The following is a 14,879-nucleotide window of genomic DNA, read 5'->3' as shown; positions in this document are numbered from 1 at the left end:
TATGCGAAAGGCGTGGATGGGTGATTTCGGCTACTGGGTGTGCGAGTCAACGCGAAGTAAAGGATTGAGATACCCGCCAGTCTGACGAGGTGGGTCCTGCGGTCTCTGTCACGCCCCTGCCGTGGCTGGAAGCTCTTCCTCAAATCGCCAACATCCGGGGATGGTTGGGTGTGTTGCGACAACCCCGGTCGGCTGGAAACGAGCGCTGGGCGTGGAGGGTCGCGGACCGGCGCCACCGGATTTGACTGGGGAAAACCGTTGACCTGCGGCGTTGCCGTTGCGTTTGATGCGCTCACTTGTGTCATTTCTGTGTTGTTCCTGTGGGGGGAGCGTCATGCGGGGTGTGGGCGGCCGACGTGCCGTGAGACGGAGACCGAGTCGCGGGGCGGCGCGGGTGGCGGCGTTGGCCGTGGTGTCGGGCCTGTTGTTCGCCACGGCTCAGCCCTTGGCGGCCGCTGCGGACTCGGCGGTTTCCAGCGAGGGCGGGGCGTCGAACGGCGTCCCTTCCGGTCGGGGGGAGACGCCGGAGTCGCGGGCGGTCGCCGAGGCCAGACGCAGCGGGCGCGATGTGAACGTTCCCTCGCTGGAGAACGAGACGAGCGAGGTGGTGGCCAAGCCGGACGGCCGGCTCGCCGCGACGATTCACACCAAGCCGGTGCGCACCCGTAAGGCGGGTGCCTGGCGCGACATTGACACCACCCTGCACACCACCGGCGGCGGGACGATCGCCCCGGTGGCCACCGTGACGGACTTGGAGTTCTCCGGCGGCGGTACGCGGCCACTGGTGCGGATGTCCAGTGCGGGCAAGGAACTGGAGCTGACCTGGCCCACCCCGCTGCCGACGCCGGTGGTCAGCGGGAACACCGCCGAATACCGCTCGATCCTGCCGGACGTCGATCTGCGGATGACCGCCACCGACTCCGGGTTCACCCAGCTGATCGTGGTCAAGACGCCGGAGGCGGCCAAGAATCCGCAGCTGGACCAGCTGAAGCTCGGGATGTCCAGCGCGGACCTGACGGTGCGCAAGGAGACGGACGGCTCCTTGTCGCTCGTCGACAAGGCGGCCGGCGGCACCGTGTTCCAGGCGCCGAAGCCGATGAGCCGGCGGGCCCGGTGACCACCTCGCTCGACTTCCCCGGGTCCTCCGACGCGCAGGCCGATCTGGCGTGGACGGACGGGGTGGGCCGCTACGGCACGTTCACCTTCACCACCGCGTCCAGCGACGCGGTGGCCTACCAGTGGGGGCTCGACCAGCAGCCCACCGAGGACCGCGAGGTGGCCACGAGCCGAGGAGGCGCCCGCTCGGTGCGGGTGCTGATGCCGAGCGAGGGCCCGCACACCTTCACGGCCCGCGCCAAGGACGCGGCGGGCAACGCCGGTGAGACCACCACGTACTACTTCAACGTGCGGCGCGGGCAGGACCCGAGGGCGAGCTGGGCGATGAACGACGCCGCCGGGACGAGTCTGGCCTCCGGCCCGCCCGCGCACTTCCCCGCCACCGCCACCGGCGCCACGCTGGGCGCGGCCGGGCACACCGGCACGGCCGCGGCCCTGACGGGTGAGACGGCACCGGACGGGACGCCCAAGAGTTACCTTTCCACCCAGAGCGCGGTCCTGGAGACGGACCAGAGCTTCACCATCTCCGCCTGGGTGAACATCGCGGACGTGTCCGCTCAGTTCCAGTCCGCGGTGAGCCAGGGCGGTGCGCACCAAGGAGTCACGCTGGGTCTGAGCGATGGAAAGTGGGCCGTCAAGATGCCCACGGCGGACCACGCCACCGACTACGGCTGGTACATCGCCGCGTCGGACGTGACCCCCGTGGCCAACGAGTGGACACACCTGGCCGGAATGTACGACGCGGCCGCCAAGACCCTGACGATGTACGTCAACGGCAAGCCCTCGCCGCCCACGCAGGGGGTGAGCCTGTGGTCGGCGCGCGGAACGATGGACTTCGGACGGCTGCGCTGGCGCGACTCGTACACCGACGCGTGGAAGGGCTCGGTGGACGATGTCCGGGTCTATGACCGGGCGTTGGGCTCTGTCGCGGCCACGGAGCTGGCGACCGGCCGCGCGGTCTCCGGGGGAAGGGGCGCGAAGGCGGTGTGGTCGCTCGACGAGAGCGGCACGAGCGCGGACGGCGTCACCGAGACCGGCGCGCTGACCACGTCCGGTGACGTACGGGCGGGCATCGCGGACGGTGTCGAGGACAAGGCGGTCCGGTTCGGGGCGAATGGGTACGCCACCTCCGCACGCCCCGAGGTGGACGGCACCCGCAGTTTCTCCGTCTCCGCCTGGGTGCGCCGCCCGGCACCGGCGACCGGTGACACCACGGCCAAGGTGGCTGTCAGCCAGCCCGGAGCGCACCAGCCCGAGTTCTCGCTGTACTACTCCTCCTCCGGCAAGAAATGGGCCTTCAGCCGGAACACGGAGGACTCCGCGGTCGGCGCCTCCGAGGTGCGCGCCATCCAGCCCGCCTGCACCGGGCCGGAGAACGGGGTGCCGTGTTTCGCCCCGACGGCCAACGAGTGGACGCAACTGGTGGGGGTCTCGGACGCGGTCACGCACAAGATCCGTCTCTACGTCGACGGCTACCTGGCCGACGAGAGCAACTACACCCAGACCACTCCGTGGCCCGCGCCCGGACCGCTCATGGTCGGAGGCCTGACCAGGGAGGGAACTCCGGCGGAGTTCTTCGGCGGTGACATCGACGACGTGCGCGTCTTCGACCGGATCGTCACCGGTGACGAGGCCAGGGCGATGGTCCAGCAGCGTCCCCGGCTGGCCGCGCGGTGGAAGTTCGACACCGCCACCGCCGCGACTCCTCCCGTCTCGGCCGACGACCGTCAGTCGTTCCCCGCCTCGCTCCACGGCGGCGCCACCGTGTCCGGCGGCGCGGACGACGCGCACGTGGGCTCGGGGGCGCTGAGTCTGAACGGCACGGACGGGTTCGCCGGGACCGGCTCGGTGCCGCTGAACACGGGGCAGAGCTTCACCCTGGCGGCCTGGGCCCAGTCGGCTGCGCCGCCCAACCGGGACATGACGGTGCTCTCCCTGGGCTCCGGCGCGGGTCCCGCGCTCACGGTGCGCTGGAAGTTCCTGCGTACCAGCGACGACCCGGCCGGCTCGGCCAACGTCGGGGAGTGGCAGGTGGAGACGGTGGACAGCGCGGACAAGAAGACCGTGGTGGCGCACACCTTCACCGGGTCGCAGGCCGTCGGCGCGCACTGGAACCATCTCGCGGTCACCTACGACGCCTTCGCGGATCAGCTGACGCTCCTGGTCAACGGCCAGCGGGAGAACGAGATCTGCCCGGACGCCGGGTCGGGCTGTACGGCGCACGTCTCCTTCGGCTCGGCGGATCAGCCGCGCACCGCCGACCAGGAGCTCAGGTTCGGGCGCAACCCGTCCGCCGTCGCCAACGCCGACTGGTTCTCCGGTCAGATCGACGACGTCTGGGCGTACCAGGGCGTCCTGAGCCCCGCCGGTATCGAGCAGCTGGCACAGGGCGCCGAGCTCGACTCCGCCACCGGCCCGGCCAGCTAGTCCGCCCGGCCCACCGTCATGGGCCTGCCCCTCGCCGGGGGCAGGCCCATGGCCCGGCCCCTTCTTGCCTCCTGTTCCTACCTGCCTGGCTCACCGCCGGCACGATCAGCCGCCACGGACCTCGTCCCGGCGCGGCAGGGGAATCGCCTACGATGCGCATCACACCGGCCCGCCGAGCGGGCGTCCGTACCCCAGCGAGAATCGCTGTCGTCCTGTCGGCCGTGCTGACGGCGGGACTGCTGCAAGCCCTGCCGGGCCCGCAGGCCCTGGCCGAGTCCAACCTTCCCGTCGCGGCGTGGAAGGAGAAGTCGGTCAAGGGCGCCGACGCCAAGATCAAACCGAGGCCGGCGGACAGGACCGTCTCGCGGCCGAGGACGCCGAAGACCAGCTGGCCCAAGGAAGGCAGCGCCGCCGTCGTCCTTCCGGCGGCCGGTGGCACCGCGACGCCCGGACCGGGCACCAAGGCCAAGTCCCCGTCCCTGCCGGTGTCGTTGACGGCGGTACCGCACGGCCCGCTCGCCCCGCAACGGCGCGCCGCGTCGTCGTTCGCCCAGCCGGACACGGACGCCACCGTGCGGGTGCTGGACCGCGAGGCCGCGCGAAAGGCCGGGGTGGACGGCGTCCTGATGACGGTCGCCGCGCACGGCGGCGCGGCCGACACGGTGCGAGCCACGGTCGACTACGGCGCGTTCGCGGACGCGGCGGGCGCCGGGTACGGCGAGCGGCTTCGCCTGGTGCGGCTGCCCAGTTGCGTCCTGAGCACCCCGAGCAAGCCGGAATGCCGCGTCCCCACCCCGCTGGCGGGCGCCAACGACACGGAGAAGCACACGGTGACCGCCGACGCGGTCACCCTCACCGACGCCGCGACCACGCCGAAGTCCGGGGCCCGCGCGCTCGCCGCGCAGGCGGGGCCCGCGAGCGGCATGACCGTGCTCGCCGCGACGCCCGGCGCCGCGGGGCCGGCCGGTGACTTCAAGGCCTCGCCCCTGTCGGCTGCCTCGACCTGGAGCACGTCGCTGAACAGCGGCTCGTTCACCTGGTCCTACGGCATGACGGTGCCGCCGGTGCCCAACGGCCTCGCCCCCACCGTGGGCCTGTCCTACAGCTCGGGCACGATCGACGGGCGTACCGGCAACAGCAACAACCAGGCGTCCTGGGCCGGCGACGGATTCACCATCGACCCCGGTTTCATCGAGCGTTCCTACAAGGCGTGCGGCGACGACGGGGTGAAGACCGACGGGGTCGAGACGGGCGATCTGTGCTGGGCGTACGACAACGCCACCATCAGCTTCAACGGGCACTCCGGTGAGCTGATCCCGGTCAGTGGCGACGAGTGGCGGATCAAGGGGGACGACAACACGCGCGTCTTCCGCTGGCACCGGAGCGACCAGGGCAACGGCGACAACGACGGCGAGTACTTCCGCGCCACCACTCCGGACGGGACCAACTACTACTTCGGCTACAACCGGCCCGACAACTGGAGTGCGGGCAAGCCCGAGACCAAGTCGGTGGAGACGGTGCCGGTCTACGGCAACAACAGCGGCGAGCCGTGCCACAAGGACGCGTACGCGGACTCCTGGTGCCAGCAGGGACGCCGCTGGAACCTCGACGTGGTCGTCGACGCCAAGGGCAACGACATCACCTACTGGTACAAGCAGGAGACCAACACCTACGGCCGCAACCTGAAGGACACCGACGGCACCCCCTATGTGCGCGCCTCGGTGCTCGACCACATCGAGTACGGCCAGCAGCTCAAGGACGTGTACTCCGGCACCGTCAAGCCGATGGCCCGGGTGGACTTCGCCACCGCCGAACGCTGCCTGGAGACGGACACCTCGCTGTGTGACCCCGCGAAGATCAACACCAACCGGCAGTACTGGTACGACACGCCCTGGGACCGCAACTGCGACTCCGGCAGCACCTGCGACATGGGGCGCCTCGCCCCGACGTTCTGGGGACGCACCCGGCTGACCAACGTGACCACCAAGACGCTCCAGGCCGACGGCAGCTACAAGCCCATCGACTCCTGGGACCTGCACCACAAGTGGGGCACCGCCGACTTCGACTACCAGCTCCTGCTCGACTCCATCAAGCACACCGGTCTGAGCGCGGCCACCCCTGTCGTGCTGCCGGCGACGACCCTGTCCTACAGCGCGCAGCCCGGGCGCCTCGACAAGAGCGACGACGGGCGGCCGGGTTTCTACAAGCAGCGCCTGCGGACCGTCACCGACGAGTCGGGCGGCCAGCTGGACGTGAACTACTCCCAGCCCGCGTGTTCCTGGGACGCCCTGCCGAGCCCGCAGGCCAACACCACGCGCTGCTTCCCGCAGATGTACCAGGCCGGGTTCACGGACCCGGTGATCACGGAGTGGTTCAACAAGTACGTCGTGGACTCGGTCATCTCCACCGACCGCACCGGCGGCGCCGTGAGCACCCAGACCGACTACTCCTACCTCGACGGCGGCGCGTGGGCCTTCGACGACACCGAAGGCATCACCAAGGAGAAGCTGAAGACCTGGTCGCAGTGGCGTGGCTACGCCAAGGTCCGTACGCAGAGCGGCAGCAGCCAGGCCATGTCCACGCAGAGCGACCACTACTTCCTGCGCGGCATGAACGGCGACCGCAGCGATCCCGGTGACAAGACCAGGACCCGTTCCGTCACCGTCCCCGACGGCGAAGGCACCACGCTCACCGACGACGAGGCCTGGGCCGGGTTCGAGTACCGCGGCGAGACCTTCGACAAGCCGGGCGGCAAGGTCCTCGCCAAGTCGGTGAACACGCCGTGGAAGAAGGAGACCGCCAAGCGGGTCCGCGACTGGGGCACCACCACCGCCAACCTCACCGGCGCCGCGAGCAAACGCGCCTTCACGCGGCTCGACGCGCAGGACGGGTGGCGCGAGACCCGGGTCAACACCGCCTTCGACGACCTCGGCCGTCCCACGACGGTGGAGAACCTGGGCGACACGGCCGTCGCCGCCGACGACCAGTGCACGCGGACCACCTACGCCGACCACGAGTGGATCCGGTCCGCCGTCATCCACAGCGAGACCGTCGCGGCCACCTGCGCGGCCGACCCCGACCGGGACACCCGCGCGGACGGCACCTCCGTGGTCCTGGCGGACACCCGGACCCGCTACGACGGCCAGGCCTACGGGGCCGCGCCCACCAGCGGCCTCGCCACCATGACCGAGACCCTGAAGTCCCGCACCGGAAACAGCGCCACCTACCTCGACAGCACCACGGGTTACGACTCCTACGGGCGCGCCCTGACCTCCACCGCCCTGGCCTCCACCAGCGTCTTCGACACCTCCGACGCCGCCAAGGCGCCCAGCACCACGCCGACGGCCGCCCCCCGTACCACGACGACCGTCTACACCCCGGCCACCGGGCGGCCCACCAAGATCGCGGTCACCGGCCCGCCCGCGACCGCGGGCAACGCCGCCACGGCCCAGACGACCACGTCCTACCTCGACCTGACGCGCGGCCTGCCCTTCATCAGCACCGACGCCAACAACCTGCGCACCGACCTCGAATACGACGCGCTCGGGCGCCCGTCGAAGATGTGGCTGCCCAACCGGTCCAAGGTGAACAACCAGTCGCCGAACCTCCAGTTGCGCTACACCAACGACGACAACGCCATCCAGTCGGTGGCCGCCCTCACGCTGAACAACGACGGTTCGTCCGACACCAGTTACACCCTGTTCGACGGCCTCGGCCGGGTCCGCCAGACACAGTCGCCGGGACCCGACGGCGGGCGCCTGCTCACCGACACGTTCTACGACGAACGCGGCCAGGTCCGCCTCGCCTACGCCCCCTACCACAACACCTCGGCGCCCAGCGGCACCCTGTTCACGGTGGTGGACGCGGACGGCATCGAGACGCAGACCGCCACCGAGTACGACGGCCTGGGGCGGCCCACCAAGTCGACGCTGCTCTCCGGCAACGGCACGGGCACTCCGCTGGCGACCACCACCACGGCCTACGACGGCGACCGCGTCACCGTCACACCGCCCAAGGGCGCCACTTCCACCACCACCATCAGCGACGCCCAGGGCCATCCGACCGAGCTGCGCGAGTACCACGCCACCAGCCCGGCCGGCCCCTCGGGCCCGTACGACAGCACCCGCTACCGCTACGACCCGGCCGGGCACATGACCGGCCTGACCGGACCGCAGGGCGCCGAGTGGTCCTGGAGCTTCGACCAACTCGGCCGCCAGACAAAGGCGGTGGACCCGGACAGCGGCACCGCCACCAAGACCTACAACGACCTCGGTGAGGTCACCTCCGCCACCGACGGCCGCGGCAAGACCGTCGCCAGCGTCTACGACAACCTCTCGCGCCTCCTGGAGACCCACGAGGGCTCGGCCGACGGCCCGCTGCTGACCTCCCAGACCTGGGACAAGGTCAAGGGCCAGCCCGCCACCTCCACCCGGCATGTGAACATCGGCGGCACGGACTACCCGTACAAGACCACCGTCAACAGCTACGACCCGCTCTACCGGCCCCTCAAGACCACCCTCACGGTCCCGAAGGTGCCCGGGCAGGAGGCGTTGGCCGGTGACTACGCGACCGGCAGCTCCTACAACCTGGACGGCACGGTCCAGGCCACGTCCTACCCCGCCGCGGGCAGCCTGCCCGCCGAGGTGGTCGCCTTCACGTACAACAAGCTCCACCAGAGCACCGGCGCGGGCAGCAACCTGTCCGCCTACCTCACCGGCCAGACCTACACCCTGACCGGCAAGCCCTACCGCTCCACCCTGAACGCGGGCGGCACCACCACCACGATCACCAACGGCTACGAACAGGGCACCCAGCGCCTGTCGGTGAGCCGCACCGACACGGAGAACGCGTCCGTGCCGGCCCGCGCCAACGCCTACAAGTACGACGAGGCGGGCAACGTCACCGAGCTCAGCGACGTCTCGCGCACGGGCACCGACCGGCAGTGCTTCCAGTACGACTACCTGGCCCGCCTCACCGAGGCGTTCACCCCCACCGACCCGGCCTGCCCCGCGACGCCGGACGGCGCCAAGCTCGGCGGCCCGGCGCCCTACTGGTCCAGCTACACCTTCAACACCGACGGCACCCGCAAGTCCCTGACGCAGCACGACATCACGGGTGACGCCTCGAAGGACCAGACCCGCGCCTACGCCTATCCGGTCGCGGGCGCGAACCACCCGCACGCACTGCTGTCCGCCGCCACCACCACGGGCGGTGGCACCCCCGCCACCGACTCCTACGCCTACGACCAGAACGGCAACACCACCCGCCGGACGCTGAACCCGAGCCCCGGTCTCTCCAGCGACCAGACGCTGACCTGGGACACCGAGAACCACCTGGCCAACGTCGCGGACACCGTCCAGACCAGGACCGCCACGTCGTCCGTCACGACGCAGAAGACGACCGACTACGTCTACGACCCGAGCGGCAACCGTCTGCTCGGCCACACCCTGGACACCGCGCACCCGGCCGACGAGAACACCACGCTGTATCTCGGCGCCTCCGAGCTGAAGCTCGTCAAGGGCGCGGCCAAGCCCGCGGCCACGCGCTACTACCCGCTGGGCGCGGCCACCGCCGTCCGCACCGACGACAACAAGGTCACCTTCCAGGTCACCGACCACCACGGCACGGCCGACACCGCGATCGACGCGACGGACGGCACGGCGACCCAGCGCCGCACCACCCCCTTCGGCGAGGACCGCGGCACACCGCCGTCCTCCTGGGCCGGCACGAAGGGCTTCGTGGGCGGCACAAAGGACGCGTCCACGGGCCTGACCCACCTGGGCGCCCGAGAATACGACCCGACCACGGGCCGCTTCGTGAGCGTGGACCCGGTGCTGGACGGCACCAACCCGCAGTCCCTGAACGGATACGCCTACGCCAACAACAGCCCGGTAACGTCCAGTGACCCGAGTGGGCTGTGGATCGACGACGGCAGCGGACATTCCGAGCAACGGGACCCCGCAACTGGCAAGTCCACAGGACCCTCGGTTTGGTTCCAGCAACATCTGGATTCCTACAGTGGCTCCAGCTCCGGCAGCGGCTCCCGCTCCTCCGTCGGCTCCGGGTCGCACTCCGACCCCGGCTCCGGGAAAAAGACCCGGAAAAAACTCAAATCCGATATCGGGTGTGCCCGCTTCGGTAGATGTGAGTACAAGGAGACGACTCAGCCGCTCGGAGATGACGGCGACATTATTCCTGGAATAGTCACTGGAGCAGTTGACGGCCTAACGTGGGGATGTGAACTATTCAAACTATTCGGCGAAGTTGATTGTGCCAGTGATGCAATCCGCACGGAATATGCAGATCATGGCGTAGCTGTGGGTTCTGAAACGTTCGACAGGTTCTCCTCGGTAGGTAATTTGGCCGTCGGGGCGGTCGAAGCGGAAGTGGGGGGCGGCGGGGGAGTCGGAAGCTTGTTCCGTAGGGCGTGCAGCTTTTCGCCCGAAACTCCAGTCCTTCTGGAGAGTGGGGAAGCAAAGCCGATAGGAGAAGTGCAAGTCGGCGACAGTGTAGTGGCAGCGGACCCGAAAACCGGGATAAAGGTTGGAGGTCGTGAGGTAGAAGCAACTTTGGTCCACCATGACGACGATCTCATCGACCTTGACATTCGCGACGTTAGTGGGGTGCCGCACACTATCCATACAACGTCGGAACATCCGTTCTGGGATTCAAGTGCAGGAGAATGGGTATCAGCGGGTAAGCTGGGCCCGGGTGAGGCTCTTACTACCGATGAAGGGAAGAGAGTCACTATCCTCGCGGTGAGGGCCGCGCATGGCGCCGCAGACATGTATAACCTGACAGTCGGCGACCTGCACACGTACTACGTGCTCGCCGGCAATACGCCAGTACTGGTGCACAACACGTGCGGTCCAGTGAATAGGACGTTCCCAACACGCTCTGGGGCGAAGGCGGCGGCGCACGACCGGGCCGGAATTCCATCTGATGCAGTTCCGGATGCGACATGGACGGTTGGCGCCGACGTGACCCAGCGCGGGATGCCTGGCTATAGGTTTGATTCGAATCCGGGTGCGCACGGGATCTACGAACAGTTCGAAACAGAGGGGGGCTCTCGTCTCATCGCCGAGCACACCAATGATCCGAATGCGCCGTTCTCACACTTTCATGCGGGCCAACCGAAGGGTGACCCAACTCGTGAAGGTGTGAACTTTGGCTGGGATATGACCTCAGAGTTCGAGCGCTACTCCCCGGTAGGAGGATCGCACCACATGTACTACAAGTCGGATGGGTGAGCACCTTGGATCTTGAAGCGCGCAGTTCTTTGCTGGAGGAGGCCGGACTTGCTGTCCTGGACAGTGCATGGGTCGGGGAAGTTCCGGACCCTATGCAAGCGTGGCGCCCAATCATTACCGGTGGGGCTACTCCTGACGTCCGGATTCGCTCCCTTGAGGCAAATAGGCATCTCTCTGAAGTTCAAGACCAATGGTCGAGGCTTTCTGAGGAGGTTGGCATCTTCGGAGATCAAGGCGACTTTCTCGTCAGCGTGGCTGGTGCAGGTGCTGCGAATGCCCCTTGGGCTCACGTTCGGCGCACCAGCTCGATGAGGATGGCGCAGCGACTTGGTTCTGTGGCCGGAGAGCCGGAGTTTGTCGCAATGTCTCTCGATGGCCGCGTTGTATGCGGAGTGACGACTGAGGAGTACGAGGTCTGGATCGTGGCAGCACTGATCGGTTAGGTGCCGTCAGCGGAGATCACGGAGGCCCCACCGGGCTGTTTCCGGTGGGGCTTTTTGGTGCTTGACGGCAACGTCAACGGACGTGTTCGGTACACAGGGGTGTTCGTCGCCATCGTCGGACTTGCTGGTGATCTTGACCGGGTCGTGGAGGGAGTGGCCGTGGAGGTCGATGGCGTCGCATTGGGGGCGGAGCCGGACGTTCACCGTGCCCCGACAGCTCCTCGACTACGACGAGTTACGTTACCTGTTCAGGATGAAGGTGTCCGCCGAGTAGCGGAGGCCAAGGAACTGGATGCGGCGGAGTCCGGCGTGGCGGGCCAGCCCGAGTTGCAGCTCTACGAGCAGCGGGCCGATATCCCCGTCTCGACGTTCATCGACATCTTGACCCGGGCCAGGGAACGGATCGACATCCTCGTCTACGCGGCCGTCTTCCTCCACGAGGCGTACCCGCGGCTGAACGAACTCCTCGCCGAACGCGCTGCCGAAGGCTGCACCGTCCGCATCGCGACCGGGGACCCCGACAGCGAGACCGTGCAAGCTCGCGGCCAGGAGGAGAGGTTCGGCCACGGCATCGAATCCCGCTGCCGCCTCGCGCTCATGCACTACAAGCCACTCGCCGCCACACCCGGCATCGAAGTCCGCACCCACGCCACCACGCTCTACAACTCCCTCTACCGCGCCGACGACCAGCAACTCGTCAACGCCCACGTCTGGGGCGTCAACGCCTACGCAGCGCCGGTGTGGCATCTTCGCCGGCACGGGACAGGGGGCATGTTCGACACCTACGCCGAGAGCTTCGAAGCCGTGTGGACTACCGCGACGCCCGTACGAGCGGAAGGCTGACCGTGGCCCGCACCGAGTACTACGACGACCCCAGCGCGCCCAAGCCGAACAGCATGGTCGTCGCCGCATCCGCCGTCGTCACCGACGATCACGGGCGCATCCTCCTCCAGCGCCGCCGCGACAACGACCTGTGGGCACTGCCCGGAGGCGGCATGGACCTCACCGACTCCCTGCCCGGCACAGCCGTCCGCGAGGTGAAGGAAGAGACCGGCTTCGACGTAGAGATCACCGGCCTGGTCGGCACCTACACCGACCCGAAACACATCATCGCCTACACCGACGGCGAGGTCCGGCGCCAGTTCAATGTCTGCTTCACCGCCCGCATCACCGGCGGCCGGCTGGAGATCTCCGACGAGTCCACCGAGCTCCGGTTCGTGTCGCCGGAAGAGATCGAGCAGCTGCCGATGCACCACACCCAACGGCTCCGGCTCCAGCACTTCCTGGAACACCGTGGAAACCCATACCTGGGCTGAACCGCCTGACGGCGGTTGCGACGGCACCACCGCGCAGCGCGTCCGACGCACAGCGGCTGGGGCGGGCGGGTCAGGGATTGCGCAGCGGCTTCGCGAAGCAGCGGCTGGATTCGTAGGTGCGGTAGTGGCCGAACTTTTCGCAGGGTTCGTAGCCCGCCGACACGTACAGGGCTATCGCCTCCGGCTGCTTGTCGCCGGTTTCCAGGACCATGCGGGTGCGGCCGGCCGCGCGGGCGTCGGCTTCCAGGGTGGCCAGGATGCGGCGGGCCAGGCCCTGGCCGCGGGCCTCGGGGATGACGTACATCCGCTTCAGCTCCGCGTCGCCGTCGCGGTAGTTCTCCTCGTTCGCCTCCTGGCCGCGCCAGCCGCCGGTCGCCACCGGGCGGTCCTCGGCGTCGTATGCGATCAGGTACAGGCCGCGCGGCGGCAGGAACATCGTGGGCTCAAGGAACGTGGCGTCGCCGCCGTCCCCGTACCGCTCGATGTATTCGAGCTGCACCTGGTCGTTGAGCTTCAGCGCGTCGGGGTGATCGTACGAGCGGTGGTGGATAATCATGCGTCGTAGCGTACTTCTATGCGGGGAGTGGGGCGGGCCGGGAGGTCGGTAGGGTGCCGGGATGCTCACTGTTACCTCTGTGAATGTAAACGGGCTCCGGGCCGCCGCCAAGAAGGGCTTCGTGGAATGGCTCGGGGGCAGCGAGGCCGACGTCGTCTGCCTTCAGGAAGTGCGGGCCGAGCCCCACCAGCTGCCCGCCGAGGCCGGGGCGCCCGAGGGCTGGTTCGCCGTGCACGCGCCCGCCGCCGCCAAGGGCCGGGCCGGTGTGTCGCTGCTCACGCGGCGCGAGCCCGACCGGGTCCGTACGGGGTTCGGGAGCGCGGAGTTCGACGGCAGTGGACGGTACGTCGAGGCGGACCTGCCCGGGGTGACCGTGGCCTCCCTCTATCTGCCCTCCGGCGAGGTCGGCACCGAGCGGCAGGACGAGAAGGTCCGCTTCATGGCCGAGTTCATCGCGTACCTCAAGGAGCTGCGGGTGCGGGCCGCCGCCGACGGGCGCGAGGTCGTCGTCTGCGGCGACTGGAACATCGCCCACCAGGAGGCCGACCTCAAGAACTGGAAGGGCAACAAGAAGAACTCCGGCTTCCTGCCCGAGGAGCGGGAGTGGATGACCCGGGTCTTCGACGCCGCCGACGGCGGGTACGTCGATGTCGTGCGCGCCCTGCACCCCGGCGTCGAGGGCCCGTACTCGTGGTGGTCCTACCGGGGGCGCGCCTTCGACAACGACACGGGCTGGCGCATCGACTACCAGGTCGCCACGGCCGGGCTCGCCGAGCGGGCGGTCAAGGCGTTCGTCGAGCGGGCGGCCACGCACGGCGAGCGGTGGAGCGACCACGCGCCGGTGGCGGTGGTGTACGACCTGTAGGCCGTCCCCGTCGGCCTACAGGTCGTACACGGGACCGCCCCACGCGGGCCCTCGACGTGCGGGCCCGCCACCTCCCACCCCCTACCCCTCCCGCTCTCCCGACAGCCGCCGGTCCAGCGCCAAGGACAGCTCCGCGTCCACCACCGCCTTCGCCAGCGGACGCAGCCGTTCCGTGTCCTGCGGTGACGCGTGGGTCCGCAGCAGGTCGGTGAACAGCGCGGCCAGCGCGTCCGCGTGGTCGCGGACCTCGCGGCCCGCCGCCAGGACCGCCGCCAGCGGTACGCCCTCGCGCACCAGGGACGCCGAGACGTCCAGCAGGCGGCGGCTGATGTGGACGATCTCCTCGCCCGACACCGCGAGGTAGCCGAGGTCGAGCGCGGCCGCCAGGTTCTCCGGGGTGACCTGGTCCGCGAAGTGGTCGGCCAGCGCTTCCGGCGTCAGGCGCACCGGGGTCTCCTCGGTGGGTTCGACCAGCCCGAGCGCTTCGCCCGCGTCGCGGCCCGACTCGAACGCCGAGGTCAGGTCGGCGATGCCGGAGAGGGTGTGGCCGCGTTCCAGGAGTGCGGAGATGGTCCGCAGGCGCGCCAGGTGGTGGTCGTCGTACCAGGCGATCCGGCCCTCGCGGCGGGGTGGCGGGATCAGGCCGCGCTCGCGGTAGAAGCGCAGGGTGCGTTCGGTGATGCCGGCTTCCCGGGCCAGCTCCGACATGCGGTACTCGCGGATGCCGTGGAATCCGTGGACGCCGTCCCGTCCCGCCGCCCCGCTGTCGCGCCCGCTGTGCGTGCTGTGGGTGCCCTTACGCGCCTGGTCGTCTGCCACGCGGCTCAGCCTATGCGCTGGGCGTACGCCGTCGGCCGCCCGCGAGTTCCGGCGCCCCGGCCCGCCTCGTGGGCCGAGGTACCGACC

General features: G+C 69.1%; 7 protein-coding genes and 1 pseudogene. 6 read left to right on the top strand and 2 right to left on the bottom strand.

Annotation, left to right across the window (positions count from 1 at the left end):
* The first annotated feature begins 568 nt into the window (after positions 1 to 568).
* The 5 genes and pseudogenes from ACFYM2_RS29220 (at position 569) to ACFYM2_RS29200 (ending at position 12,552) form a co-directional block, all read left to right on the top strand.
* Entirely contained in the window at positions 569 to 1,117 is a 549-nt protein-coding gene (locus ACFYM2_RS29220) for a hypothetical protein (protein ID WP_388840384.1), read from the top strand.
* Positions 1,114 to 3,543 (top strand): LamG-like jellyroll fold domain-containing protein, encoded by a 2,430-nt coding sequence (locus ACFYM2_RS29215; RefSeq protein WP_388840381.1) that lies wholly within the window; start codon positions 1,114 to 1,116, stop codon positions 3,541 to 3,543. The genes ACFYM2_RS29220 and ACFYM2_RS29215 overlap by 4 nt, the downstream gene beginning before the upstream one ends.
* A gap of 152 nt (positions 3,544 to 3,695) precedes the next feature.
* Positions 3,696 to 10,793 (top strand): polymorphic toxin-type HINT domain-containing protein, encoded by a 7,098-nt coding sequence (locus ACFYM2_RS29210; protein WP_388840378.1) that lies wholly within the window; start codon positions 3,696 to 3,698, stop codon positions 10,791 to 10,793.
* A gap of 755 nt (positions 10,794 to 11,548) precedes the next feature.
* A pseudogene (locus tag ACFYM2_RS29205) lies at positions 11,549 to 12,079 on the top strand (XRE family transcriptional regulator); the annotation flags it as partial.
* A 2-nt stretch (positions 12,080 to 12,081) separates the two neighbouring features.
* Positions 12,082 to 12,552, top strand: a complete 471-nt coding sequence (locus ACFYM2_RS29200; protein WP_388840375.1) for an NUDIX hydrolase — start codon at positions 12,082 to 12,084, stop codon at positions 12,550 to 12,552.
* A 70-nt stretch (positions 12,553 to 12,622) separates the two neighbouring features.
* Here ACFYM2_RS29200 and ACFYM2_RS29195 read toward each other — a convergent pair whose 3' ends face one another.
* On the bottom strand, positions 12,623 to 13,108 hold the full coding sequence (locus ACFYM2_RS29195) for a GNAT family N-acetyltransferase (RefSeq protein ID WP_388840372.1): 486 nt from the start codon (positions 13,106 to 13,108) through the stop codon (positions 12,623 to 12,625).
* Between the two features lie 61 nt (positions 13,109 to 13,169).
* Here ACFYM2_RS29195 and ACFYM2_RS29190 point away from each other — a divergent pair, with 61 nt between their 5' ends.
* Positions 13,170 to 13,973 (top strand): exodeoxyribonuclease III, encoded by an 804-nt coding sequence (locus tag ACFYM2_RS29190; protein ID WP_388461430.1) that lies wholly within the window; start codon positions 13,170 to 13,172, stop codon positions 13,971 to 13,973.
* Between the two features lie 81 nt (positions 13,974 to 14,054).
* Here ACFYM2_RS29190 and ACFYM2_RS29185 read toward each other — a convergent pair whose 3' ends face one another.
* Positions 14,055 to 14,681: a MerR family transcriptional regulator gene (locus ACFYM2_RS29185; RefSeq protein ID WP_388840479.1), complete on the bottom strand. Its 627-nt coding sequence runs from the start codon at positions 14,679 to 14,681 to the stop codon at positions 14,055 to 14,057.
* Between the last annotated feature and the right edge of the window lie 198 nt (positions 14,682 to 14,879).

This window comes from Streptomyces sp. NPDC006711, assembly GCF_042869775.1.
Taxonomy (GTDB): domain Bacteria; phylum Actinomycetota; class Actinomycetes; order Streptomycetales; family Streptomycetaceae; genus Streptomyces.
This window is presented reverse-complemented; position numbering and strand designations above follow the sequence as displayed.

Coding starts and splice junctions, on each gene's coding strand:
- ACFYM2_RS29195 (WP_388840372.1), bottom strand. CDS start 13,108: ATGATTATCCACCACCGCTCGTACGATCACCCCGACGCGCTGAAGCTC.
- ACFYM2_RS29190 (WP_388461430.1), top strand. CDS start 13,170: ATGCTCACTGTTACCTCTGTGAATGTAAACGGGCTCCGGGCCGCCGCC.
- ACFYM2_RS29185 (WP_388840479.1), bottom strand. CDS start 14,681: ATGTCGGAGCTGGCCCGGGAAGCCGGCATCACCGAACGCACCCTGCGC.
- ACFYM2_RS29210 (WP_388840378.1), top strand. CDS start 3,696: ATGCGCATCACACCGGCCCGCCGAGCGGGCGTCCGTACCCCAGCGAGA.